A 23,695-nucleotide genomic window follows, 5' to 3' on the forward strand; every position below is an offset into this window, starting at 1 on the left:
TGAGTCCGCAGGCTCGAAGAGAGCGTCGCAGCGTCACCGTACGCCTCGCCGCGCTACAAATGAACAAGAACGATCACCTCCCTACTTCAGGAGTGACAGGCATGAGCAAGTCAGCCCAGATCGGTGTCACGGGGCTCGCTGTCATGGGGCGCAACCTCGCCCGGAACTTCGCCCGGAACGGCTACACGGTCGCCCTGCACAACCGCACCGCGTCCCGCACGCACGACCTCGTCGCGGAGTTCGGCGCGGAGGGCGAGTTCGTCCCCACCGACACGGCGGAGGAGTTCGTGGCCGCGCTCGAACGGCCGCGCCGCCTGGTGATCATGGTGAAGGCCGGGGACCCCACAGACGCGGTGATCCAGGAGTTCGCGCCGCTCCTGGAGCCCGGCGACATGATCGTCGACGGCGGCAACGCGCACTTCGCGGACACCCGGCGCCGCGAGCGCGAACTGCGCGAGCGCGGCATCCACTTCGTCGGCACGGGCGTCTCCGGCGGCGAGGAGGGCGCCCTGAACGGGCCGAGCATCATGCCGGGCGGCAGCAAGGAGTCGTACGCGGCGCTCGGCCCGATGCTGGAGAAGGTCTCGGCGAAGGCCAAGGACGGCGCCCCGTGCGTGACCCACGTCGGCCCGGACGGCGCCGGCCACTTCGTGAAGATGGTCCACAACGGCATCGAGTACGCCGACATGCAGCTCATCGGCGAGGCCTACCAGCTCCTGCGTGACGTGGCGGGCTACTCCCCCGCCCAGATCGCCGACATCTTCCGCAAGTGGAACACCGGCCGGCTCGACTCGTATCTGATCGAGATCACGGCCGAGGTCCTGTCACACGTGGACGCGGCGACGGGCAAGCCCTTCGTGGACGTCGTCGTCGACGAGGCGGAGCAGAAGGGCACGGGGCGCTGGACCGTGCAGATCGCCCTCGACCTGGGCGTCCCGGTGTCGGGCATCGCGGAGGCCGTCTTCGCGCGCTCGCTGTCCGGCCACGCGGATCTGCGGGCCGCCTCCAAGGACCTGGCGGGCCCGACGCCGACCGCGCTGAGCGAGCCGGAGGCCGCGGCCTTCGCCGACCGGGTCGAACAGGCCCTGTACGCGTCGAAGATCGTGTCGTACACGCAGGGCTTCCACGAGATCACGGCGGGCAGCGAGGCGTACGGCTGGGACATCGACCTGGGCGCCGTCGCCTCGATCTGGCGCGGCGGCTGCATCATCCGGGCCGCGTTCCTGGACCGGATCACCGCCGCGTACGACGCCCGGCCCGACCTGCCGAGCCTCCTCGCGGACAAGCAGTTCGCGCAGGAGATCGGCGCGGCGCAGGACGACTGGCGCGCCGTCCTGGTCGCCGCGACGGTCGAGGGCGTCCCGGCGCCCGGCTTCGCCGCCGCACTCGCGTACTACGACGCACTGCGCGCCGACCGCCTGCCGGCCGCGCTCACGCAGGGCCAGCGGGACTTCTTCGGCGCCCACACGTATCGCCGCACGGACCGCGAGGGGGCGTTCCACACACTGTGGGGCGGCGACCGGTCCGAGGTGTCGGCGTAGGCCTGTCCGGCACATCATGACGCGGTCGCGGGACCTGGCACGCCTGCACCGACCGACCGAGGCCCACGGTGCACGACAACCTCACCGCCCCGCCGGACAGCCCCTGGCGGGCGGCCGGGTCGCTGGGCGCTCGGCCCTGCGTGGGGGGCGTGCGGGGCTGGGCGTCGGGCGCACCTGGGCGTCGGGCGCACCTGGGCGTCGGGCGCACCTGGGCGTCGGGCGCACCTGGGCGTCGGGCGCACCTGGGCACGGGCGCACCTGGGCACGGGCGCACCTGGGCACGGGCAAGGGCCTGTGGCCGGTTCATGGCCCATACATAGGGCCAAGTCGCGGCACGCACACATGGGTGCAGATCGCGGCGCCGGAGCGTGCAGGCCTGCGCGTCGGGCACACCCGGACACGGCCCCCTCGCCGGTTCCCGGCACGTGCATGGGTGCAAGTCACGGCACGCGCGCATGGGTCCAGGTCGCGGCGCACCTGCGCGCGCCTGCCCGTGCCGCTACATGGGTGAAGGCTCCGGCTCGGGCGGCGTCGGCTGCGGGTCGGGGTTCGGCGGGCCCGGGGTCGGCGGCGGAGGCGGGGGCTGCGGCGTGGGACCCGGTCCTGGGCCGGGTGACGGAGGCGTCGGGATCGGGGCCGGGAACGGCCCGGGATCCGGGACGTCGGGCCCCGGGGTGGGCGGGGTGACGGGATCGGGGAAGGGATGCGTCATCGATTCCTCCAGGAGGGTCGGAGGCCGGCCGCGCTCCGGCGGGGCGTGAGCCGGTCCCTGCCACTGTCTCCCGGCACGCGTGCCCACGCGCGCCGGGTCCACACACCGCCCCGGCCGCCTCTCAGCCCTTGGTACGGGTGAGGCGTACGACGGGAATGTCCCGCTCGGTCTTCTTCTGGTAGTCCGCGTACGGGGCGAAGATCTCCACGAGGTGGGGCCACACCCTGGCCTTTTCCTCCGGGGAGAGCGTCTCGGCGCGGGCCGTGAACCGCTCCGTTCCGACGCGCAGCCGCACGTCCGGGTTGGCCTCCAGGTTCAGGTACCACTCGGGGTGCTGGTCGGCACCGCCCTTCGAGGCGACGATCAGGTAGTCGTCGCCGTCGCGGTCGTAGATCAGAACCGTGCGGCGCCACTGCCCGGAGCGGCGCCCCTGGTAGTCGAGCAGCAGGCAGGGCGCGCTCATCGGGCCCGGAATCGTGGTGCCTTCCGTGCCGCCGGACTCCTCGTAGAGGCGGGCCTGCTCGGCGACCCATCCCGTGGGGCTGATCACGACGTCCGTGCCGGTCTCGTCCTGGGGCATCTGGCTCTCCTCGTTCAGCTCAAGCCGATCTCACTCGGTTCAACGCGGTTCAACTCGGCTCAGCGTAGGCCGTGTTGTCCGCCGCCGCGCGCAGGCCGGGGCGAGGGCTGGAGAGGACGGGAACCGTCGTGGTGGTCCGGCCGGCTGCGGGCGCCATGGAGGCCTGGGCGAGCACGACGACGTCGGCGTCGGTGAGCCCGTCCACGGCGGCGGCGACGAGGTCCCGGTAGCCGTCCCGGTCCCCGGCTTCGAAACGCTCCCAGGCGCCGGCGACCAGCACCGTGGTCACGTCCACGGCGCGGCCGGCGCGGGCGGCCTCCTCCTCGACCAGGGCAACGGTCGGGGCGAGGGTGCTCTCCAGGGCGGCGACCACGGCGACGGCCCGCCCGGCTTCGACCGCGGCGACGGCCATCGGCCGGTCCACCCGCAGGACGGGGACGCCGACGGTGGCCGACTGGGCCTCGGCGACCCCGCCGATGGTCGAGCAGGTGCAGAGCACGGCGCCCGCCCCGTCGGCCACGGCTGATGCGAGCAGCGCGCGCACGTCGTCCGCGACGGATTCGGGCCCGGCGGTCCTGGCTCGTTCGAGCAGGCTCTCGTCCACGAGGTGGCGCAGGGCGAGGCCAGGGTGGTCGGTGTCGCGCAGGGCGTCGAAGACGGGGACGTGGACCGGGGAGGTGTGCAGGAGAGCGAGGTTCACGCGGTCACCACTTGGCCGGGGCGTCGGCGAGCGCGCGCCCCGCGGCGTCCATCAGCTCGGGCGGGGCGACGGGCGCCTCTCCGGGGTGGCGGGCGGCCCACTGCACGACGAACGGGCACAGGGGCGCGACGGCGATGCCTTCGCGGGCGGCGATGGCGTAGAGCTCGCGTGCCATGGATCCTGCGATGCCCCGGCCCTCGTGCTCCGGCTCCACGATGGTGTGCACGGGCACGAGGGCCCTCTCGGGCGCGTCGATGACGAAGTACTGGATGTACCCGAGGGCGGCGCCTTCGGGCTCTCCCACCGTGCGGGCCACGAGGAGGCCCTTGTCCCGTTCGTCGCGGATCTCGATGTCGCTCATGGGCTCTCCTCGCGTCTGCGGCCGGCCGGTCAGCCGGTGGTGGCTGCCACGGCCTGGGGGCTGCGCTCCGTGTCCCCGCCGGGAACGGGCTCGGACGGGTCGGCGCCCAGGGCCACGATCCGGTTCTCCCGGTCCACGTGCACGACCTTGGGCCGCAGCGCACGCGCCTCGGCGTCGTCGACCTGAGCGTAACTGATGATGATCACGAGGTCCCCGGGATGCACGAGGTGGGCCGCGGCCCCGTTGATCCCGATGACACCGCTCCCCCGCTCCCCCTCGATGACGTAGGTCTCGAGACGGGCGCCGTTGTCGATGTCGACGATGTGGACGAGCTCGCCGGGCAGCAGATCGGCGGCGTCGAGGAGGTCACGGTCGATGGTGACGGACCCGACGTAGTGCAGGTCGGCCTGGGTGACGGTGGCGCGATGGATCTTGGACTTGAACATGGTACGCATCATCGGGATACTCCTGGGCATAGGCTCCCTGCCTGCGTTTTTGCAGGTCAAGGGCTGTTTTCATACCCTACAGCGAGTCGCATGTTCGAACAGCGTTCCCCAGGTTTTTTCAGGATTCATGCTGACTGATTGCCGACTCCCCTGACGCATCGCCAGGTCACCGCAAGGGGCTTCGCCCACTCTCCGGACCCACCGCAACGACTGCACAATCCTACTCAGCACCCTCCGACGGACGTCGCAGGTTTCACGACCTGCACCGCGATGCCGGATCTGGGCCGCTGCTCAACCCCCCGACACCGCCGGAGCCTGCGCAGAGCCGTCGCGCCCAAAGGCCGCCGGGCACTTGACCTGGGCTGAGGAGACCTCGACCGGACGGCGGCGGAACCTCACCTACGAGGAGACCGAAGCCTTCTGGGCCTTCGCCGCGATCGAGGTCCTACGTCTGACCGGCATTCGCAACGAGGAGCTTCTGGAGCTGACCCACCACAGCATTACCGAATACCGGCTCCCCAGCACCGGCGAAGTCGTGCCACTGCTGCAGGTCGCCCCGTCCAAGGCCGACAGCGAACGGCTCCTGCCAAGGGCTGTCCCGTAAGGCTGTTCAGGCCCTTCGTGATCTACATCTGGCCTTGGTGGCACACCTGCCGGGCTGCTTTAGGTCAGGACCATCCGTCGTCGGCCGTCGAGGAGTTCTCGTGCCGCATCGAGTTGGCCGGCATGGCACGCAGTCTCGGTGATGACGTGCAGCAAGATGTCTCGAAGGGTGTGCAGGTGTGGCTCGCCGAAGAGGTGGTGGGGCCACCAGGCCAGGGAGTGTCCGCAGCGGTCGCGGTGATGGTGTCTGCGAGGTCGGTCTCCGCGCGGTATCGGTCGAGGACCGCGGCGGTCGGAGCATCTGGCCCCACCTGCCATGCGTCGCCGCCGTCGCCCAGAGACTTGATGACATCTACCTCGCCGACTACCACCGCACGGAACCAGAACTGCTCAACGTCGAGGACGAGATGCTGGACGAGGCCGAGGCAGTTCCATCCCGATGGCAGCACGAGCTGGCGCAGGGCATCCGCGTCCAGACCGTCGAGTATGCCGAGAACGTGGCGGCGCTGCCCGTGCAGGAACGACAGGAGTGTCCGGATCTCTGAGGTCCGGCACCGCAGTCACTTGGCGATTTCCCAGATGTGGCCGCCGGGATCGCGGAAGCTGGCGGTCCGTATTCCCCAGGGCCGGTCCACGGGGCCATTGAGCAGTGTCACGCCGCGGGCGGTCAGTTCCTTGCACATCGCGTCCACATCGTCCACGGGCAGGGTGAGTTGGAGGCGGGAACCGGCGTCAGCCTGGGCAACGCGAGCGGGTTCGATGAGCTCGGGCGCTGCGGTGGTCTTCAGCAGGTTGATGATGGTGTTGCCGAATTCGAAGACAGCCGAGTTGTCATTCTCGAAGGCCACCGGCAGTCCGAAGACCTCCCGGTAGAACCGTTTTGTGGCGTCCAAGTCGTCGACGAACAAGGTGATCGCGCTGATGCCTGTGGGCCATGAGGGGGTGCTCGTCGTGTCTGTCACAGCTACAGAGGATCTACGAGCGGGAGAGCTCCGTACAGAGGTCGGATCGATCGATCTTCTCGCGACGGGAATGGTGCTACCCGGCGAGTGCGAGGTGGTGCAGGCGTGCGATGCCGAGCATGGCGTGGTGGACGCCGTCACCGCGCAGGCGGCAGTCACGCAGGATCTTGTAGGTCTTCATGCGCGCAAAGGAGTGCTGGACGCGGGCGCGGACTTGCTTGTGGGACTTGTTGTGAGCTTGTTTCCAGTCGGGCAGTTCCTCGCCCTTGCGGCGGCGGTGAGGCATCACGAGCCCGGTTCCCGGGTAGCCGCCGTCGGCGATCGTCATCGTGTTGCGGCGATCTACCCGGCCGAGACTATCGAGGCCCATCGCGCCTTCATCGCCCGTCGCCGGGCCACCCGCCCCAGCGATGAGTATCGGACGCCCACCGAGGAGGAATGGGACGCCTTCCTCGCGCACTTCGAGAAGCGCAAGGTCTCCATCGACACCTGCGCTCGTGCCTTTCAAGCCCTTGAGTGTCTTCCAACCTCAATTCGGGCAGGTCAGATGCAGTGTGATCCAGCACCGCGCAGGTTGAAAGAGGTTCATGGGGTGGGTGCCTCGGCGAGCGAGAGGCTGTTCCCGTCGGGATCCAGCACGACGACGTGGCGTACGCCGTTGCTGTAGGTCTCGACCGGTTCGTGGTCGATCCCGTGTGCGGCGAGTCGGGCCAGGATGTCGTCGAGGTCGTGCACGCCGAGCGTGATCATGGCTCCGCCTACTCGCTCAGCGCGCACGTCTCGATCGTCAACGACGACCCACGCGTTCTCACCGACCCGCCACAGGTACTCCTCGCCGATGATCTCGTCCGCTGGGTGCCCGAAGAACACCTCGAACCACTCCAGTGCCTTGATCCGGTCACTCACGCACATGACGCTGTACAGGTCCACTCGGATCACTCCTCAGGGTCGTTTCGGAAGGTGGACCACTCCCGTGACCGAAACTCATCGGAGGAGATAGCCCGGTTCTCCACAGTGAAGTTGAGGCCAGGCGCCGTTGGCGCTGGTCGAACAAGCCATCGCCACCCTCAATTCCTGGCGGCTCCTGCGCAAACTGCGCTGCTCGACGACCCGGATCACGAGCCTCGTCCATGCCGTCCTCACCCTCCATCTGGCCAGCTCAGACTGAGATTGGAAAAGGCTCCTTGTGTTCATGAACACGCTTGCATTCGTTGCTCGCTCCTCCGGCCGGACCCGGCCCATCGCGGCCGGTCGGAGGAGATCCGCGACAACCTCGTCGCCCGCATCGCCGAAGCCGAACACGAGGGCCGGCTCGGCGAGGTCGAAGGACTCCGGGTCAGCTTGGCCGGCACCGAAGACAAGCTCGCCCAGGTCGACGCACTGGCCGAGAGAAAGCCGGCTGCGGTCCAGCTCGGAATGCCGGGCTTCAGCCGGTCCGGAGGAACTGCTGGGACGCCGAGACCAACGTCATGATCGAAGCCAGAGGCGAGCGAAGACGAAGATTAAAACGGAACCGACAGCCCGGCCTCGCGCAGCTGGGACAGGGCTGTGGACATGCATTGCTGCACAGTCCTCCCGTCAGCGCGCATGCCATGCGCCAAGGGACCCCCACTGGCGGCGAACGTCCACGCCGGCGCGTTGTCGGCCACTCTCTCGGCGTCCACCCTGATCATGGCGTTCACGCCCTGCTCACCCAGCCATTCCAGGATGAGGAGTGTCACGTCCTCGATGCCACCATCCTGGTCGGTCGTTGGCCAGCGGCCGTGGTTTCCAGTCATTGCCAGACTCTACCGAGGAGGCCCAAGCTGTCGGCGTCCAGCGGTCAGGTCGGAAGGCTCAGCGCCTGGTTTCCATTCTGGCAAGGAGTTCAGCGCACTCGCTCGCGAAGGAACAGAGCTGGTCCACGACCTTTCGGTACTCCTGCGGATCCCGCACCATGTTCGGCGTGGCATCGGTCCACTGCTGCCACAGGCCACCGGCGGCAAGGTATGGGGCTCGCTCGGTCCCAAGGACGGCATCGAGGTGAAGCAGTGTGCTGAGAACCTCGGTCTGGTCCCGGACAAGGTCGGGTTGAGGCAAGTAGCGATCAAGGTATCTGCAGACCAGATCGACGTCCGCGGTGGTGCCGAAGGTGGCAAGAGCGATGCAGAAAGCCCCGCGGTAGCGGCCTCCGCCTCTGGGCACGGATCGAACCGCTGCTACCGCCCTGGCCCGAGCGGTCACCAGGGCCGAAACCGGCACCAGACCGGTTGTGCCTGCAGGGCATCTTGTACGTCTTGTCTCAGGACATCGCCTGGCAACTCCTGCCGCTGGAACTCGGGTTCGGCTCCGGACAGACCTGTTGGCGACGCCTGGACCGCTGGCAGAAGGCCGGAGTCTTCGAGCAGCTGCACCGCCTCCTGCCAGCCGAACTGCACACGGCCGGCGAGCCCGACTGGACGCGCGCGCGTGCGTGGACGGCTCTCGCGTCCGCGCGACAAAGGGGGTGCCGCAACCGGTCTTCCGCCGGTCGACCGGCGGAAGACCGGCAGCAAACACCACTTGATCTGCGACGGGTGCGGCACCACCCCGCTCCGGGTCATCACAACTGCCGCCGACGTCAATGACATCACCCAAACCCTCAACCTGGTCGACGACATCCCACCCGTCGCCGGACGGACCGGCCACCCACGAAGGCGACCCGAGTCCGTCCTGGGCGACAAGGCGTACGACTCATGCGCTGTGCGCCGTGAACTGGGCGCAGTGTGCCCGATGCCTCTGACAACGCTCGGTGCAAGCCGGTTCTTACGGCTGGAGCTCGTCCTCGGGTCGCGCCGCCGAGTCCGTGTCAGCAACACGATCGGACGGGTCTCTCCGAGGGCGGATCCGCTTACGGTTGGTGGCGGTTGCACGACGCTCACGATGGCTTTACAGGCCGGGCCGTGCCGTGCCGTGCTCATGCGTGCGTCAGCTGCCTGAGCCGGAGAAGTGGGGTGTGGCGGAGTTCGAGATGGGGCCCTCGGTCATCCGCCCGCAGGTCGAGGCGTGCACCAACCCGGACAGTGGCGGCAAGTGGTGCTACGGCTGGTACCTCACCGGGGCTGCCGCAACCGACAAGTACTGTTACTCGAACTACGATCACCAGACGAAGACCCACAAGTCTTCGGTGAACATCGCCAATGGGACGGTTTCCAGTGGATGGGTATCCAAGGGCTCGACGTCCAACGCCCACCGCACCACGGGCGCCGCGTACACCTGCAAGACGTACTACGCCACCAAGTATTAGTGGCTCAATGATCCGTTCCAGCGGGGACCGTTGACCGGATCAAGGGTGGTCGCGCATGGACCGTGGAGATACGGCCCATGAGCGACCGCGCGTCGCGCTCCTCGGTATCGAGCCCCCACGGAATGAGGGTCTGAAATCGCCAGCCTTCTGCGCACCTGCGTCATGCCGATCGCGGCATCTCTCGGGACCGGGCTACTCCTTGGCCTCATCGGCCCCGCCGCCGGCAAGGGAGACACCAGCTTCTGCGTTGCCCTGAGCCTCATCTTCTCCGGTGGATGGCCCTGGGCCTGCTACGCATTCTTGGTGGGCTATTTCTGCCGCGCCAAAAGAATGGCCGCCCTACTGTCCTTTGCGGGGCTAACGGTCGCCGTCGTGGCGTATTACACAGTCAAGCACCTTTACCCAAACGTTCCACCGGGAACTCACGGCACCGTTGGTGAAGGATTTTCCTCGGGCATTGTTCTCTGGGTGCTCTTCGCTTTGATTCTCGGCATGCCGATGGGCCTCGTGGGCCACCTTGCCCGACGGCCTGACACCTTCGGCCTCCTGTGCCGAATCTCCGTCCCCTTGGTCGCCTTCTTCGAGACGAACATGCGCCTCCGCGCCGAGGCAGACGGGCAAGGCTCCGTTGTCATTGCCACCTGGACCACCGTCCAGTACGCCTCCGCCGCAATCGTGCTGGCCCTTATCGGCCGCGCCGTCCGGACTTTCGTGCGGAATCGCCGCACGCCGGCGGGCGGCGACACGCATCATGCCATCGACGCCAACGAGCCCGTCTAGCCTCGATAGTTCAGTGGGGTTCGGCTGCTGACCGGCTCGACGGTTCGCCCGCAATGTCCCCACGCCGTGTGAGGCGGGCCGTCGCATGACGCTGCGGGTGCGCCGGGTTCCACGAGCCCGGGATGCTGCCGGTTGTCCTCTCGGCTACTCAGATCACGTAGTCCGGCCCCGCGCCCTGGTCAGCTGCTTCAGTTCGATGATGGTCGCGACGGCGTGCAGCCAGGCGGCCGCGGTGTCGTCGGCGGCGATCCCGCCCACGAGTTCGGTGCCGGCCTGCAGCCACTCCCGTACGAGGACGGCCGCCTCCCGGCGGGGCAGGGGCTCGGGCAGCTCCGCGGCGCGGGCGAGTCCGCCGGCGCGCACGGTGTCGGCGAGGAAGGCGACCGAGCGCGGCTCGGTGCCGAGACGGTCGAGGATGACGGCTGCGGCCGCGGCGCCGTCGCCGAACAGGGCGGTGCGCCGGGTGCCGGCCTCGGCGGTGAGGCCGTAACGCAGCAGGACGGTGATGTCGAGCTGGGCCAGCTCGTCGTCCGTGCGGTCGGGCGGGTACGGGGCGTCATCGTTCATGTCGGGGCCTCGGGTGTCTCGTCTCATCTGACTGGTCCACTGCGGCTCAGTCGACGGTGACGGTGTAGGTGATGCGCTCGGGGGCCGGGGAGGGAGTGGCCGCCCCCGTGGTCGGGGTGGCGGAGGGTCCGGTTGTCTCGGGGGGCCGGCTGGAGGTGTTGCCCTGGCAGGTGGTGAACGTGCAGTGCAGCAGCGTGAACCGGGTGGTCCCCTTGCCCTTGGCCTCGAAGGTGAAGGTGAGCCGGCCGCCGGCACCGGGCACAGGCGTGTCGCCGGAGTCCGACGCGGTGTCCTGGCCGCGGCTGACCAGCACCGAGCTGTCGGGCTCGGGGTCGACCAGGTACCAATACTCGCGAGTGGAGGCGTTCTGGTCGACGGTGAGCGTGAAGCGCTCGCCCGGCTCGGCGGTGATGCTGGTGTCCTTCACCGGGTGGCTCGTCGGGCGGCCCGCGGTGCTCGTGGAGCCGCCGGCCGGTTCGTCGGTGCCCGAGCCGCAGCCCGTGGCGAGAGCGAGGAGCGCGGCCGCCGCGATCGCGGCACCGCCCCTGCTACCGCGGAAGATAGACGCTGTACGCGTTGGGGAGATCACTGCTGGATGCCTTGCCCATGTGGCCGTTGATGAAGTCGTCCTCGCTGACCCAGGTCGTCGAGCCCCAGGGGTTGTACACCTGAAGCTTGTCACCTTCCTGGGCGATGATGGTCATCGCGTGAGCGCCCTCCTTGCCCGAGACGTCGACAGGCACCGGCCGTCCCTCCGCCACCGATTTCTCGACTTCGGTGAGGACCGCCCTGCGGTCGTCGGCGCTGTTCAGGTCCTGGCGCTGGTAGTCGTTGCCGGTGGCACTGCCGACGGCGGTGTCGTTGATCCGTTCCTGCCCCTCCTGCCCCATGCCACCCCAGTTCTTGCCGCCGTCGCCTTCGGTGTGCAGCCGGTGCTGTTCGGCCACCAGGCGCTGCTTGAAGGCCTCGGGGTCGTCCTGCTGCCCGTCGGGGCCGCCGGTGAGGTCGAGCGCGTACATCGGGTCGACCACGGCGCGGGAGGTGACGGTGGAGGAGGCCACGCAGGTGCCCTCGGAGCCGTCGCCGCCCTGGATCCACAGCTGGCCGTCGAACGTGGCGTAGTCCTTGTTGTTGTTCGACCCGTCCGACGCCAGGCCCTCGTCGTCCATGCTGTCCGTGGCGGTGACCACCGGAGTGAGGTGCCGGCGCATCCAGCCGGCGTCCTTGCCGTGGATCTTGTTCTGGAACGTCTCGATCTCGGCGACGCTGTGGCCGGCGGCCAAGGCCTTCATCAGGTAGGCGCGTTCCTGCGGGGTGTCCGACTTCGACAGCATCCGCTCCATGGCCGTCTCGTCGTCGAGATTCAGCAGGTCCATCCGCGTCGACGCGCGCGCCAGGTCGCTGGGCGTGAGGATCTCGTTCAGCTCGGTGTCGGCGCCCGCGACTCCGGTGTCGGCGAGCATCAGCTTGTCGACGGCGGTGAGTTCGCTGGTCTGCATCTTCCCGGCCCGTGCCTCGGCGGCCCACTTGTTCAGGTCCCGGGCCGCGACGCGGGTGGCCTCCTGCGCGTCGGAGACGGCGGCGTGCATCAGGTCGACCGCGTAGGAGCCGAAGTGGGCGGCGTTCTTGCGGTCCCACTCCTCCTCGTCGTTCTCGTGCAGGTCGTCGAAGAAGCCGTCCTTGCCGCCGAGCGTCTTCTTCTGCTCCAGCAGCTGACCGCGGCCCTGCTCGTCCTTGCGCTGCGCGGCGCCGATCGCGTCGGCCAGCGTCAGGAGCACCGTCGCGCAACCCTGGAACGCCTCGCTCATCTGGGTCGCGGACCGCCCGGCGGCGTTCACCACGTCCGAGGCGAGGACGCTCGTGTCGCCGACCCACACCTCCGGAAGACCCTTGCGGCCCACCCGGTCGACCCGGTCGAAGACATCGCCGACCGGGTCGAGCTGGCCGCGGTAGAGACTTGCCAGGCCTTCCAACACGCCCTGGTCGCCGCCCGGTTCGGGCACCGAGAGGGCGTCGTCGATCAGGTCGAGGACCTCGTTCTTGCTTCCGGCACCGAGCATCTTCTTGGACAGCCCGGCGAGCCACGCGAGGCGGAAGGAAGGGGAGTTGAGGGGAGAGAAGAAGAAAGACACCGGCCCGTTCCTCAGTAGCCCGACAGGGCCGAGGTGCGCCCGCCCTGCGTCGATGTGTCGGTGAGGCTGCTCGAGCCTGTGACGGGGACGCTGTCCGCGTGCGTCTTCACCAGGCCGTCGGTGCCGTGGTAGGTCTTCTTGGCCAACTGCACCTTGCCACCCAGCTCGTGCAACGCCGACGCCAGTGTCTTGGCCTCCGCCTCCCACGCCTTGACGAACGCGTTCAGCGCCGACGCGGCGTCATCGCCGCCGACATCGCCGTACGAATAACTCGTGCGGGACTTGACGGCCGAGCTGACGCCGTCCATCTCCGTGCCGGCGTCGTCGAGTTGCTGGGCCTGGCCGGTCATACCTGCCTTGACCTGGTAGCCATCCGAGCCCATCGCGCCTCCCCCGTATGCATGCGATCGCGACCGCGGGCAGGCTAACACGCACCGCATATATGAAGAATCACGCGTCGTCCGCCATGCACACCTCCTCCACATCACCCGCCCACGGCACGCCTGGGCGCTCGGCCCGGCCCAGGCGATCGGTGGCAACTCGCCGTAGCGGGCCGCGAAGCACAGGGGGCTCAGATCTCCTGGAGCAGGATCCCCTCGTAGGCCAGCCACTGGGCGAAGCCGTGCAGTCCGCGGTCGAGGCCGGTCGCGGGCGACCATCCGGCCGGACGCACGCCCGGAGGCAACGGCCGGCGCGGCACGGCGGTCGCCGTGGCCGGAGTCTCGACCGGTACGGGCCGCACGGCTTGGCACACGGCCCGTGCCATGTCGTCGGCCGTGCGGGGCTCCGGATCCGGCAGAGCGATGACGTGCGCGGGCGGTGGTGTGGTCAGCACCAGCGACAGGGCGTCGACGAGGTCGTTCACATGGAGCGGGTGGAGCGAAGACTCCGGGCCGTCGGCGACGACTACATGGTGGCTGCGCAGCGCGCTCCACACCATGCGGCCGATCGGCGTGTGCCTGGAGCAGCCGGGGCCGTACAGGTCGCCCGCCCACACGGTGTACGTGGCGGCGGCCGGCAGCGGCGTACCGTCACCGGCCGTCCGCACGCACACGGACAAGTGCGCGTACTCCCCCTCCGCGCTCCGGCTGAGGCTGCTCAGGTCCACCACGGCATCGAAGCGGGTGTCGTCAACCCTGAGTGGCCCGGCCTGCGTCACGTGATGGCCCCGGTCGGCCAGACCGCGCAGCACGTGCTCGCCCAGGGGCGTCGCCGCTCCCCGCACTGCGACGCGCCGCCGGACCCGGTCCGGGGGACGGCGTGCCGACGGTCGGGAGAGACGCTCGGCAGCTTCCCGGCCGGCCTCGATGCCCGCACGGGCGATGCGGGCGAGCTCGGCCCGGCGCTCCTCGATCTGCGCCTCGGTGCTCGTGTGGCTGATGCCGCCCGGACCGATGGTCGCCAGGGCCTCCGCCACCACGGCCGGGTCGGGTGTGCCGCCGGGGCGGTCCGGGTCGTGGCCAAGTGCGGCCTTCCGCTGCACCAGTCCCATGGCGAAGGCCGTGAGCCAGGTGCCGCGCACGGCCTCCTGTTCCGCGCCACCGGCCGTGCTCGGCGGCGCCTGCCGGAGCCACGCGGCCGGTACCCCGGCGCCTTCGAGGTACTGCTCGCAGCCGAGGTGCAGCCAGCGCCGCGGTCCCGGCCCACTGACGCGTACCGCGCACTGCGCGACGCCCCTTTTGAAGAACGGGATCACATCCGGCGCGGTCAGCCGCGCACCCTCGTCACCGGCCGGGTCCGACGGCAGGAAGCACACGGATCTGCGCGGTCCTCGGAAGGAGTTGCCGGAGATGCTGCCGCGGTCCGCGTGTTCGGCGAGGCTCGGCACGGACACGTAGCGAGCGACGCCACGGTCTGTCAGATACCGCTGCATCAGGATGTCGTCGGGCCAGCCACCCAGGCGGTTCCGGCCGTACTCCACGAAACCTTCGGCGACCCGTCGGGGCAGGATGATGGCCACGCACGGGAAGTGCTCGTTGACGGCCCCGACCCAGCGCGCTCCTGTCAGGGCGCCGAAGCGGACCGCGGATCCGTTGCGCGAGTCCCAGAGAGCGAACAGTGCGAGTGCCGCGTCCGGCATCTCCTCGATGGCGAGCCCCGCCCGCCGGAAGAAGGATTCGGACAGCACCATGTCGTCCTGTACGACCAGCTGGTGAGTGGCCCCGTCCTCGATCGAGGACCAGGCAGCCAGTGCGGTCCGCAGCGCGGAAGGGGTGCCTGTGGGGTCTGGGTCCATGACGACCCGTAACGCGCCCGGGGGCGCTGTCGCGGCCAGTCTCTCCGCGGCTTCCAGGCGCTTCGGGTGGGTCATCACGACACCGCTCAACCGGTAACGCGTCACTCGTCCTCCGCCTGGTCCGGGATCCGCCGCGCACCGGTGTGCGGCGGCCGGATCCGGACAGTACGGCGGGCGTCGGGGGGCCGCAAGAGTGCCAAAAAGGCACTCTGGCACCGGTGGCCGGAAGGCCCCGATGCTTTCCTCACACACCTGAGCACACGTCACCCATCCGAATGTCACTGAACCCGGAAGAGGTACGCATGCCCGAGTTATCCAACCTGCCGACCGTCCCGAACGTCCCTAACGTGACGAACGTGACGAACGGAGCAGGAACCGTCGCCGAGGAGACCATCCTGTCCCGGCTCGCGAAGCTGCGTGACGCGGTCGTCGTCGTCACAGGTGGCGGGGGTCTGGTGGGCAGCCGGCTGGTGGCCCTGCTGCACCGGGCGGGGGCGCACGTCACCGCCCTCGACCGCATGGACGCCTACCCGGAGGCCGCCCACGAGCTGTTCGGTGTCGCGAAGACCGGTGCGCGCCTGGTGGTCGGTGACATCCGCGACCGTGCCGTGGTCGGCGGACTCCTGAAGGACGCCGACTACGTGGTGCACGCCGCCGCCTACGCCGACGTCGCCGCATGCACGCGCCACCCCGACATCGCCTTCCGGGCCAACGTGGAGGGCACCCAAGTGGTGCTGGAGCAGGCAGCCGCGTCCCGGGTGCGCCGGCTGGTGCTGGTGTCGTCGGCGTCGGTGTACGGCGACGGCGTGCCCGATGCCGAGGGGCCGCAGCGGTTCCTCGAGGACCAGAGCCTGTTCCCGCTGTCGGTGTACGCGAACTCCAAGCTGTGGGCTGAGCACCAGACCAGGCTGATGCTCGCCGCCTCGTCCGGGACCGAGTACGCGGTGGTGCGGTACTTCTCCGTCTACGGCGACCCCCAGATCCCCAAGCCCGGCAGCCACTCGTGGATGGTGCCCTGGCTCGCGATCCATGCCCGGCTGGGCAAGCCGATGCACCTCAACGGCGGCGGCGTCCAGGTCCGCGACCTGGTCCACGTCGACGATGTCGCCGAGGCCACGGCCCTCGCCCTGATCGAGGAGCAGATGGCCGAGCAGACCGTCAACGTGGGTACGGGCGTGCCGACTTCGGTGCGCGAGGTGGCCGAGCTGATCGCCCCGTACTTCCCGGAGTCCCGCTGTGTGACCACGCCGCGGCCCGAAGGGGATCCCCTCGGCGGTTACGCCTGCGTGGAGCGCGCCCGGGAACTGCTGCGGTGGCAGGCCCGGATCAGTGTCCCCGAGGGCGTCGACCGGTACGTACGGTGGCTGCTCGCCACGCCGCACGCGGTTCCGCGTTGGCTCGCGGAGGCAGCCGCGTGACAGCCTTCCGTGCGACGGGCGTTCTCGGTACCGCGGAAGGCGGCACACGCGTGAGCTACATCGGGTCCCATCTCTGGTCGCTGCGCCAGCTGGTGGGGAGCAGGCCACTGCTCGTCCCCGGGGCGCAGGTCCTGCTGCTCGACGAGGCCGGGCGCGGACTGTTCCAGCAGCGGGCCGACTCGGGGGTGTGGGAGCTGCCGGCCGGCGCCTGCGAGCCGGACGGCGACTTCGCGGACGCGGCCGTACGGGAGGTGGCGGAGGAGACCGGACTGCGCGTCGACCGCGCGGACCTGGTGGCCTTCGGTTCCCTCTCCGATCCCGAGGTGCACACGCTCACCTACCCCAACGGAGACATCACCCACTGCTTCGCGCTCTGCTTCGTGACACGGCGGTGGTCGGGCGACCTGTCCCCCGGGCCCGACGAGGTACTCCGCGCGCAGTTCCGGGAACTGACGGACCCTCCGCATCCGCTGCATCCGCCGACCGGGGTGGTGCTGTCCATGTACGAGGCGTTCCGTGCCGGGGGAAGGTTCCAGGCCCGGTGAGCGACAGCGAGGCGGTACGGGTGTCGGTGCCCTGCCGGGCGTGTCTGTCCGGCGAGGACCTGGACTGGCTGGGCGGCCGGTCGGTGAGCGTGGCGCTCGACCTGATGACCACGGTGGAGATCGGACCGCCCGGCCCGCGGGCCGGCGAGGACGGGGGTGCGGGCGGCTGGCGGGAGGAGGTCTGGGCATTCTTGCGCGAGCGGCTGCCCGCGCTCGCGCCACGCCCGCCGGCCGTGACCGTGCGCAGCGACGCACCCGGCGCCAGCGGTCTGTCGTCGTCGACGGCGCTGATCGTGGCGCTGTTCCGGGCGTTCGCCGACGTGGGTGCGCCGGACGCCGAAGTGCCGGAACAGCAGCTGGCCCAGTGGGCGTACGAATTCGAGTTCGCGGTCTTCAACGGTGGCGGGATGGACCATCTGGCCGTCGTGGAGGGCGGAGCGCTGCTGCTCCAGGGCCGCACCAGCGGCCTGCCATCCGTACGGGACCGCCTGGAGTTCCCCGAGGACTGGGCGCTGGTCGTGGTGGACTCCGGCACCCGCAAGGACACCGGTGACCACATCCGCTCCGTCCGGGCTCAACTGGCCACCCGGGACCCGGCGTTGACCGACTACCGTGCGCGGACGGACGCGGCGTCGGAGGCGGCGTGGGAGGCGCTGCGGGCACACGACCACGAGGCGCTGGGCGCGGCCATGAGCCGGGCGCACGAGGCCATGCGGGACTGCCAGCGGATGTCGACGCCGTTGCTCGAGGAGCTGCGCGGCCTGGCCCGGCGCTCCGTCGGGCTTCCGCTGAAGCTGAGCGGGGCCGGGGGCGGGGGCGCGCTGGTCGGTGTGTGCCCGGTGGCCGAGGAGCGGGAGACGGTGGAACGCCTGCGGCGCGCCCTGGCCGGCACCCACCCCGGGGCCCGGGTGATTCCCGCGAGGGCCTCGGCGGGGGTGCGGCGGGGGACGGCCGGCCGCACCGGGGCCGTGGGCCGGAGCACGTATCCGAGCAGGACCTGAAGGACTCCGGCCTTGGACCGGGTGACTGACTCCGGCCTTGGACCGGGTGACTAGAGGAAGGGGTCGTAGTCCTCGGTGAGTGGGGGGCTGCCGGCTTCCCGCGCGATCTGCTCCAGCTCCAGGTTGGAGCGGTGGCGCGCGCAGTGGAACCGGCAGTCCCTGCTCGGGTCGACGATGCCGCGGTCCGATTCCTTCCAGATCGTGGCCAGGTCGTCCACCACGGCGTCACCGATCCGCGCCAGCGGGTTACCCCGGTGGTAGGCGCACACGTAGACGCCGGACGGGGTGACGAGGGTGCGCAGTTCGGCCACGCGGCAGCGGTGGTATTCCTTGGGCTGGACAGGGCCCACGTGGTTGCGCAGGGCGGTCAGGGTGGAGGAGTTGACGAGCTGGAACGTGTCGCTCTCCAGCCGGGCCGCCTCCGCCAGTTGCCCGTCGACGGAGTCCAGCAGTTCGTGCGGAACCTGCACGATGTGGTGGTCGTCGTCGAACATGGCCTTGGTCTCGAAGTAGTCGCAGCCGATGTCGTGGGCGAGTTCGGCGGCGCGCAGCACCTCGTGGTGGTTGGTGACGGTCCTTCCGTCGGGTTCCTGACGGGACATCACCAGAAACGAGTATCCGAGAGCGCCGCGCTTGGCCGCGGCCAGCAGCCGCATGTTCCGGATCACCTTGTCGAAGGCGCTGCGCCCCTTGCGGTCGGGGCGGAAGACGCCGTACGTCTCGCTGGTTCCGGCGTCGATGGAGACGCGTACCCAACTGGCGTAGCGGGCCAGCTCGTCGAGGTTCTGTTCGATCATGGTGCCGTTGGTCACCACGCCGACGGCGAGGCCGGCCTCGCCGAGGATGCGTAAGACCCCGCGCGTGCCGCGATGGGCGAGCGGTTCGCCGCCGCCGATGAGGACGACGGCCCGCACGGAGAGGGCGACCAGCTCCTCGGCCAGCGCGGCCAGCCGCTCCGGGGTGAAGCGCCCCTGGTTGAGGAGCTTGCCGCTGATGCACTCGGGGCACGCCAGGTCGCAGAAGGTGGTGGGGTCGAGGTCCACGACGAGGGGCGCGCCGGACGGGGCACCGGAGGCGGCTTCCAGGATCCGGGGCCAGCCGGAGGGCTGGTACAGCTTGGAGACCAGGTCCAGTCGGTCTGTCGTCACGGTGCTCTCTCCTCTGAGTTGTGGGCAGGTCCGGCGGCCGCGGGTGCGGCCGCCGCTTCCGGTCCCGCGCGTTCAGCCCCTGACGGCGCCGGAAGCCAGCCCGGCGGTGATCCGGCGCTGGACGACCAGGAAGAAGACCACGACGGGGAGGGCGGTGAGGGTCGCGCCCGCCATGAGCCCGCCGTAGTCCGTGCCGAAGCCGGTCTGGAAGGAGACCAGCCAGACGCTGAGGGTCTGTTTGTCCGGGCTGGACAGGAGTACGTAGACGAGGACGTACTCGTTCCACGCCTGCACCATGGCGAAGACGGACGTGGCGACCAGGCCCGGGGCGAGCAGGGGAAGGACGATGCGGCGGAACGCGCCGAGGCGGCCGCAGCCGTCGACCATCGCCGCCTCCTCCAGCTCCACGGGGACGGCGGCGATGAATCCGCGCAGCATCCAAATGGTGAAGGGCAGCATGAAGACGAGGTAGGTGAGGATCACCCCGCTGAGGGTGTCGGTCAGGCCGGCCTCGTTGAGCAGCAGATAGACGGGGATGATCAGGGCGGCGAGCGGGATCATCTGGATGCCGAGGATCACGAGGACGAACGCCTTGCGGCCGGCGAACCGGAAGCGGGCGAGCGCGAAGGCCGCGAGGGTGCCGATGACCAGGGAGACGACGACGGTGCCGACGCCGATGAGGGCGCTGGAGCGGGCGTTGGCCCAGAACGTCTCGGTGCCCATGGCCCGGCCGAAGTTGTCGAGAGTCAGCTCCCCCGGCCAGAAGTCGGGCGGCGTCCGCAGGATCTGTGAGGCGGGCCGGAACGCGGTGAACACCATCCAGAAGACGGGGAATCCCGCCACGGCCGCCACGCACAGCCCGAGCAGGTCGTACCGGAGCCGTGGACCGCGCCGGGCCGGTGAACCGCCCCGGGACGGTGGACGTCTCGTGCGACTCATTCCACCTCCCCCGTCCTGAGCATCTGACGCAGGTAGACGACGGAGCCGGCGAGCAGCAGCACGACCGTGACGAGGGCGATGGCGGCGCCGGTGCTGTAGCGGTTGACGGCGAAGGATTCGATGAAGGAGTAGACGCCGAGCAGGTAGTACTCGCGCTCGGGCTGGCCGCCCCGCATCAGCCAGATCTGGTTGAAGACACCGAAGTTCCAGATGGTCATCAGCGTCGTCACCATCACGAAGGTCGGTTTGAGGACCGGGAAGGTGATGTGCCGGAAGACCTGGGCGGGGCTCGCTCCGTCGAGGACGGCGGCCTCCTCCAGCTCGGCGGGAAGCTGCGCGAGCGCCGCGTGGAGGGTGATGGCCGCGAACGGCAGGGCTCCCCAGACGACCACGGCGGTGATGACGGCGAAGCCCTGCCAGGGGTCGGTGAACCAGTTGTGCTTGGCGAAGTCGGCTCCGGGCAGGGTGCTCAGCAGCCAGTTGACGATGCCGTAGTCCGCGTCGAAGAGCCACCGGAAGATCGCGGAGGCCACCATGACGGGCATGGCCCACACGGCGATCAGCACGGCGGCCATGACGGCCCGCACCCAAGGTGATGTCCGGCGCATCAGCAGGGCGGTACCCAGACCGACCCCCATGGTCAGGGCCGTGCTGACGACGGTGAACAGGGCGGTGCGGGCGACGACCGTCCAGAAGAACCCGTCGCTCAGGATGGTGCGGTACTGGTCGAGTCCGACCCATGGCGGCGTCGCACCGCTGAACAGTTCCCGGCGGGTCATGTTCCGGAAGGCCAGCGTGACCATGTCGACGAGCGGATAGCCGAGGACGAGTGCCAGGGCGATCAGGGTGGGTGCGATCAGCAGATACGGCAGCAGGTGCGGGAGCCGGGTCGGGCGCCTGCCGCCGGAGTGGCGGCGTCCGGTGCTGATGTTGGTGCTGGTGCGGGGTCGGGGGTCGGTTCGGGGCGCGCGGTCAGCGCTCATTGATCACCGCGTCGATCCTGCGGTCCGCCTCCTGGGCGGCCTTCTTGACCGACTCCTTGCCGGTGGCGATCCGTTCCAGCGTCTCGGGGAGGATGTTGGACTTCTCGACGGAGGTCCATCCGGGGGCGAGTGGAGTGACCCAGCCCCGTTCGGCGGCTCTGGCGGCCGGGCCGTTCGCGCCCCCGGCAGCGACATCACGCAGTTGGACCGTGTTGTTCGGCAACGTGTCCGCGGCGATCAACTGCCGCTGCGACGTACGGTCCGTGAAGATGCGGATCCATTCGGCGGCAAGGTCCTTGTTCCCCGACTTGGCCGGAACGGCGAGGGTGGAGCCGCCGAGGAACGGCGGCAGCGGCTTCCCTGACGGGCCGGGGAAGACGAACGTCGCGAACTTGCCCTTGAGGGCGGGATTACCACCGGACCGGGCGTCGGTGGCGGCCTGGGCCTCCCAGGTGTTGCCGTAGAAGACGCCGACACGGCCCTGTCCGACGACGGCCGGCTGGTCTCCGTTGTCCTTGGCGCGATCGCCGGTGTAGTAGGCGTCGATGAGCTTCTTCCAGGTGGTGAGCGCCTCGACGGACCGGGGAGAGGACAGGGCGCCGCGCCACCGTCCGCCGCGCTCGACGGCCATCTCGCCCCCGGCGTCCTTGACGAAGGCCATCGCCGCGTACCAGTAACGGCCGGGCATGTAGAAGGCGGAGAAGTTCGGGTCCTTCGTGCCGAACTTCTTCTTCAGCCTGTCGAGGGCGGTGATGAGTTCGGGGTAGGTGCGGGGGGCGGAGGAGACACCGGCCTTGGCGAGGTAGTCGGTGCGGTAGATACCGACCCGGGCGCCCGCGTAGTAGGGCACGCAGTACGTCTCGCCGTCCATCCGGCAGGCGTCCGCGAGCGCGGGAAGCCACCGGTCCGACCGGTCGAACCTCTTCGGATCGACGGAGGCGAAGGCGCCGTTGACGATGTAGTTGGTGGTCTCGCTGTTGCCCATCTCCACCACGTCGGGCACGTCGCGTCCGGCGAGTACCGCGTCCAGCTTCTGGTTCTTGCTGGTCCACTGCTGGTACTGCACCTCCACATCGACCTTCGGGTACTTCTCGGCGAAACGCGCGTTGGCCGACGCCACCAGCTCGGGCCAGCTCTCCCGGGCATCCACGGTGAGCCACACCGTCAGCTCCCCCTCGTGCCCGCGCCCCCGGCCTGCGCCGGAAGAACCGCGGTCGCCGGACGAACAGCCCGCGGATGCCAGCACCAGGGCCACCAGGACCGCGGGCCAGCGACGCTTGTGCGATGCCATGCATTTCCTCCTGGGGGCTTCCGGCGTGCCGACCGTCTCTCACTACCCCGCTGGATCGGTCACTTCGCGGCCGCAGGATGTTTCGGCCGGAAGCCACCGGTGCGCGTCCCACGACGCTCGCGGGGCCACCCGCGCTGTCCTGCCCGGAAGCCGCCGGGGGGTCACGACCGCTTCCCGGGCGCCTCGCCACCTTTGACGCGTTCGCTGCGGTGAGTGACGGAGGCGTCCTTGACGGTGACGACGGTCTGCCGCAGTTTTGGCACCTGTTCCTCCCTCCTGTCGGAACCTCCTGTCGAAGCCTCCTATCGAAGGGTGAGTACGTGACCGAGCAGAGGACGACCACCACGGATGGCGCCACCGGTCCCTTACGCGTCAACTCATGGAACGGCTGGGACCCCCTGCGGCATGTCATCGTCGGCCGGGCCGAGGGCACCGTGGTCCAGGCCCCAGAGCACGCGGTGCGACGGGACTATCCCGACGACGGCTTCCCGCTGGGCACCTTCGGCCCGATGCCGGCCGACATGGTGGCCGAGGCCGACGAGCAGCTCGACAACTTCGCGGCGCTGCTGGAGCGCCGCGGCATCCGCGTGGACCGCCCCGCCCCCCTCGACTTCAACCGGCCGGTCTCCACACCCGAGTGGACGCACGAGTCGATGTTCGGCTGTATGCCACCACGGGACCTGCTGCTGACCGTGGGCAACGAAGTCCTGGAAGCGACGATGTCGTATCGCAGCCGCTGGTTCGAGTACCTCTGCTACCGGCCGGTTCTCCAGCGGCTCTTCGACGGCGACGAGAAGATGCGCTGGGAGGCCGCGCCCAAGCCCCGGCTGACCGACGCCTCGTACAAGCCCGGCTTCTGGGACATCTTCAACGGACTGACGACCGAGGAGCAGCTCGCCCGGGTACGCGACTACGACCTGGTGCTCACCGAGGCCGAGCCGCTGTTCGATGCCGCCGACGTGGCCCGCTTCGGCAAGGACCTGTTCGTTCAGCTGTCCTTCGTCACCAACAAGAGTGGCTACCAGTGGCTCAAGCGCCACTTCCCGGACCATCGGGTGCACGCGGTGACGTCCACCAACACGCATCCGCTGCACATCGACTCCACGTGGGTGCCGTTGCGGCCCGGACTGGTGCTGCACTGCGGCGAGCGGCTCGCCGACGCCGAGCTGATGGAGTTCTTCAAGCTCAACGACTGGGAGATCGTCGAGGCGGTGCAGCCCGCGAGCTGGGACCATCCGCCGAAGCTCTCCTTCTGCAGCCCGTGGCTGGCGGCGAACATGCTCAACCTCGACGAGAACACCCTGTGCGTGGAGGAGAACGAGGTGCGCCTCTCCGAGCAGCTCTCGTCCTACGGCTTCGAGATCGTGCCGGTGCCGTTCCGCGCGGTGGGCCCCTTCGGCGGCGGCCTGCACTGCTCGACCGTCGACATCGACCGGGAGGGAAGCATGCAGGACTACTTCCCGCGCAGGTACGGCCGGTTCTGAG

27 protein-coding genes and 4 pseudogenes are annotated in these 23,695 nt (G+C 69.6%); 11 read left to right on the top strand and 20 right to left on the bottom strand.

Annotated elements, in window-relative coordinates; translation table 11 throughout:
- Positions 1–101 precede the first annotated feature (101 nt).
- Positions 102–1,541: an NADP-dependent phosphogluconate dehydrogenase gene (gndA, locus tag AC07EJ_RS11080; RefSeq protein ID WP_389484449.1), complete on the top strand. Its 1,440-nt coding sequence runs from the start codon at positions 102–104 to the stop codon at positions 1,539–1,541.
- An 833-nt stretch (positions 1,542–2,374) separates the two neighbouring features.
- On the opposite strand, the gene AC07EJ_RS11085 is transcribed toward gndA, so the two are convergent.
- The 4 genes from AC07EJ_RS11085 to panD are packed head-to-tail and all read right to left on the bottom strand — an operon-like array spanning position 2,375 to position 4,352.
- Positions 2,375–2,833, bottom strand: coding sequence for a nitroreductase family deazaflavin-dependent oxidoreductase (locus AC07EJ_RS11085; RefSeq protein ID WP_389484447.1), 459 nt, complete (start codon positions 2,831–2,833; stop codon positions 2,375–2,377).
- 49 nt (positions 2,834–2,882) lie between these two features.
- Positions 2,883–3,533: an aspartate/glutamate racemase family protein gene (locus AC07EJ_RS11090; protein WP_389484444.1), complete on the bottom strand. Its 651-nt coding sequence runs from the start codon at positions 3,531–3,533 to the stop codon at positions 2,883–2,885.
- 4 nt (positions 3,534–3,537) lie between these two features.
- On the bottom strand, positions 3,538–3,894 hold the full coding sequence (locus AC07EJ_RS11095; protein ID WP_389484442.1) for a GNAT family N-acetyltransferase: 357 nt from the start codon (positions 3,892–3,894) through the stop codon (positions 3,538–3,540).
- 29 nt (positions 3,895–3,923) lie between these two features.
- A complete protein-coding gene (gene panD / locus AC07EJ_RS11100) occupies positions 3,924–4,352 on the bottom strand; it encodes an aspartate 1-decarboxylase (RefSeq protein ID WP_389484439.1) in 429 nt (142 codons plus the stop codon).
- A gap of 340 nt (positions 4,353–4,692) precedes the next feature.
- On the opposite strand from panD, the gene AC07EJ_RS11105 reads away from it, so the two are divergent.
- Positions 4,693–4,944, top strand: coding sequence for a hypothetical protein (locus AC07EJ_RS11105; protein ID WP_389484437.1), 252 nt, complete (start codon positions 4,693–4,695; stop codon positions 4,942–4,944).
- A 59-nt stretch (positions 4,945–5,003) separates the two neighbouring features.
- Here AC07EJ_RS11105 and AC07EJ_RS11110 read toward each other — a convergent pair whose 3' ends face one another.
- The 5 genes and pseudogenes from AC07EJ_RS11110 to AC07EJ_RS11130 all read right to left on the bottom strand — a co-directional run bounded on the left by AC07EJ_RS11110 (position 5,004) and on the right by AC07EJ_RS11130 (position 6,835).
- Complete coding sequence (locus AC07EJ_RS11110) at positions 5,004–5,261, bottom strand: mycothiol transferase (RefSeq protein WP_389491646.1); 258 nt, start codon at positions 5,259–5,261, stop codon at positions 5,004–5,006.
- A pseudogene (locus tag AC07EJ_RS11115) lies at positions 5,210–5,503 on the bottom strand (mycothiol transferase); the annotation flags it as partial. The gene AC07EJ_RS11110 and the pseudogene AC07EJ_RS11115, both read right to left, overlap by 52 nt.
- Positions 5,504–5,905: a VOC family protein gene (locus AC07EJ_RS11120; protein WP_389491647.1), complete on the bottom strand. Its 402-nt coding sequence runs from the start codon at positions 5,903–5,905 to the stop codon at positions 5,504–5,506.
- A gap of 76 nt (positions 5,906–5,981) precedes the next feature.
- A pseudogene (locus AC07EJ_RS11125) lies at positions 5,982–6,239 on the bottom strand (transposase family protein); the annotation flags it as partial.
- A gap of 251 nt (positions 6,240–6,490) precedes the next feature.
- The gene (locus AC07EJ_RS11130) at positions 6,491–6,835 is read right to left on the bottom strand and encodes a VOC family protein (protein ID WP_478884090.1); all 345 of its coding nucleotides are present in this window, start codon (positions 6,833–6,835) and stop codon (positions 6,491–6,493) included.
- 109 nt (positions 6,836–6,944) lie between these two features.
- Here AC07EJ_RS11130 and AC07EJ_RS11135 point away from each other — a divergent pair.
- Positions 6,945–7,073: pseudogene (locus AC07EJ_RS11135) on the top strand (IS5/IS1182 family transposase); the annotation flags it as partial.
- Between the two features lie 334 nt (positions 7,074–7,407).
- On the opposite strand, the gene AC07EJ_RS11140 reads toward AC07EJ_RS11135, so the two are convergent.
- Positions 7,408–7,683 (bottom strand): hypothetical protein, encoded by a 276-nt coding sequence (locus AC07EJ_RS11140; protein ID WP_389489765.1) that lies wholly within the window; start codon positions 7,681–7,683, stop codon positions 7,408–7,410.
- A gap of 58 nt (positions 7,684–7,741) precedes the next feature.
- Positions 7,742–8,146: a DUF6000 family protein gene (locus AC07EJ_RS11145; RefSeq protein WP_389489767.1), complete on the bottom strand. Its 405-nt coding sequence runs from the start codon at positions 8,144–8,146 to the stop codon at positions 7,742–7,744.
- Between AC07EJ_RS11145 and AC07EJ_RS11150 the strand changes: the two are divergent.
- The 4 genes and pseudogenes from AC07EJ_RS11150 to AC07EJ_RS11165 form a co-directional block, all read left to right on the top strand.
- Positions 8,092–8,286 (top strand): annotated as a pseudogene (locus tag AC07EJ_RS11150) (transposase); the annotation flags it as partial. The gene AC07EJ_RS11145 and the pseudogene AC07EJ_RS11150 overlap by 55 nt on opposite strands.
- 67 nt (positions 8,287–8,353) lie before the next feature.
- Positions 8,354–8,863 carry a transposase gene (locus AC07EJ_RS11155; protein ID WP_389489769.1) on the top strand — a complete coding sequence of 170 codons (510 nt, stop codon included), beginning with the start codon at positions 8,354–8,356 and terminating at the stop codon, positions 8,861–8,863.
- Positions 8,847–9,170, top strand: coding sequence for a lactococcin 972 family bacteriocin (locus AC07EJ_RS11160; protein ID WP_389489771.1), 324 nt, complete (start codon positions 8,847–8,849; stop codon positions 9,168–9,170). The genes AC07EJ_RS11155 and AC07EJ_RS11160 overlap by 17 nt, the downstream gene beginning before the upstream one ends.
- 162 nt (positions 9,171–9,332) lie before the next feature.
- Positions 9,333–9,950: a hypothetical protein gene (locus tag AC07EJ_RS11165; protein ID WP_478884091.1), complete on the top strand. Its 618-nt coding sequence runs from the start codon at positions 9,333–9,335 to the stop codon at positions 9,948–9,950.
- Positions 9,951–10,103: 153 nt separating this feature from the next.
- On the opposite strand, the gene AC07EJ_RS11170 is transcribed toward AC07EJ_RS11165, so the two are convergent.
- The 5 genes from AC07EJ_RS11170 to AC07EJ_RS11190 form a co-directional block, all read right to left on the bottom strand.
- Positions 10,104–10,517 (bottom strand): hypothetical protein, encoded by a 414-nt coding sequence (locus AC07EJ_RS11170; RefSeq protein ID WP_478884092.1) that lies wholly within the window; start codon positions 10,515–10,517, stop codon positions 10,104–10,106.
- A 46-nt stretch (positions 10,518–10,563) separates the two neighbouring features.
- Entirely contained in the window at positions 10,564–11,106 is a 543-nt protein-coding gene (locus tag AC07EJ_RS11175; RefSeq protein ID WP_389489778.1) for a protease inhibitor I42 family protein, read from the bottom strand.
- The gene (locus AC07EJ_RS11180) at positions 11,066–12,649 is read right to left on the bottom strand and encodes a peptidoglycan-binding protein (RefSeq protein WP_389489780.1); all 1,584 of its coding nucleotides are present in this window, start codon (positions 12,647–12,649) and stop codon (positions 11,066–11,068) included. Before AC07EJ_RS11180 ends, AC07EJ_RS11175 begins: the two co-directional genes overlap by 41 nt.
- Before the next feature lie 11 nt (positions 12,650–12,660).
- Positions 12,661–13,032, bottom strand: coding sequence for a hypothetical protein (locus AC07EJ_RS11185; RefSeq protein WP_389489782.1), 372 nt, complete (start codon positions 13,030–13,032; stop codon positions 12,661–12,663).
- A 188-nt stretch (positions 13,033–13,220) separates the two neighbouring features.
- Positions 13,221–14,960 carry a hypothetical protein gene (locus AC07EJ_RS11190; RefSeq protein ID WP_389489784.1) on the bottom strand — a complete coding sequence of 580 codons (1,740 nt, stop codon included), beginning with the start codon at positions 14,958–14,960 and terminating at the stop codon, positions 13,221–13,223.
- A 227-nt stretch (positions 14,961–15,187) separates the two neighbouring features.
- Here AC07EJ_RS11190 and AC07EJ_RS11195 point away from each other — a divergent pair, with 227 nt between their 5' ends.
- Genes AC07EJ_RS11195 through AC07EJ_RS11205 form a run of 3 tightly spaced genes read left to right on the top strand, consistent with a single transcriptional unit; the run spans position 15,188 to position 17,849 of the window.
- The gene (locus tag AC07EJ_RS11195) at positions 15,188–16,303 is read left to right on the top strand and encodes an NAD-dependent epimerase/dehydratase family protein (RefSeq protein ID WP_389489787.1); all 1,116 of its coding nucleotides are present in this window, start codon (positions 15,188–15,190) and stop codon (positions 16,301–16,303) included.
- 50 nt (positions 16,304–16,353) lie between these two features.
- Positions 16,354–16,848, top strand: a complete 495-nt coding sequence (locus tag AC07EJ_RS11200; protein ID WP_389489790.1) for an NUDIX domain-containing protein — start codon at positions 16,354–16,356, stop codon at positions 16,846–16,848.
- On the top strand, positions 16,845–17,849 hold the full coding sequence (locus tag AC07EJ_RS11205; RefSeq protein WP_389489793.1) for a mevalonate kinase family protein: 1,005 nt from the start codon (positions 16,845–16,847) through the stop codon (positions 17,847–17,849). The genes AC07EJ_RS11200 and AC07EJ_RS11205 overlap by 4 nt, the downstream gene beginning before the upstream one ends.
- Positions 17,850–17,899: 50 nt before the next feature.
- Here AC07EJ_RS11205 and AC07EJ_RS11210 read toward each other — a convergent pair whose 3' ends face one another.
- The 4 genes from AC07EJ_RS11210 to AC07EJ_RS11225 all read right to left on the bottom strand — a co-directional run bounded on the left by AC07EJ_RS11210 (position 17,900) and on the right by AC07EJ_RS11225 (position 22,210).
- Positions 17,900–18,997, bottom strand: a complete 1,098-nt coding sequence (locus AC07EJ_RS11210; RefSeq protein ID WP_478884093.1) for a radical SAM protein — start codon at positions 18,995–18,997, stop codon at positions 17,900–17,902.
- A 72-nt stretch (positions 18,998–19,069) separates the two neighbouring features.
- Positions 19,070–19,936: a carbohydrate ABC transporter permease gene (locus tag AC07EJ_RS11215; RefSeq protein WP_478884094.1), complete on the bottom strand. Its 867-nt coding sequence runs from the start codon at positions 19,934–19,936 to the stop codon at positions 19,070–19,072.
- On the bottom strand, positions 19,933–20,919 hold the full coding sequence (locus AC07EJ_RS11220; protein WP_389489801.1) for a carbohydrate ABC transporter permease: 987 nt from the start codon (positions 20,917–20,919) through the stop codon (positions 19,933–19,935). The genes AC07EJ_RS11215 and AC07EJ_RS11220 overlap by 4 nt, the downstream gene beginning before the upstream one ends.
- Complete coding sequence (locus tag AC07EJ_RS11225; protein ID WP_389489803.1) at positions 20,909–22,210, bottom strand: extracellular solute-binding protein; 1,302 nt, start codon at positions 22,208–22,210, stop codon at positions 20,909–20,911. The genes AC07EJ_RS11220 and AC07EJ_RS11225 overlap by 11 nt, the downstream gene beginning before the upstream one ends.
- 320 nt (positions 22,211–22,530) lie before the next feature.
- On the opposite strand from AC07EJ_RS11225, the gene AC07EJ_RS11230 reads away from it, so the two are divergent.
- Entirely contained in the window at positions 22,531–23,694 is a 1,164-nt protein-coding gene (locus AC07EJ_RS11230) for a serine/threonine protein kinase (protein ID WP_393581548.1), read from the top strand.
- The last annotated feature ends 1 nt before the right edge of the window (position 23,695 follow it).

It is taken from the genome of Streptomyces sp. NPDC045026, assembly GCF_056432625.1.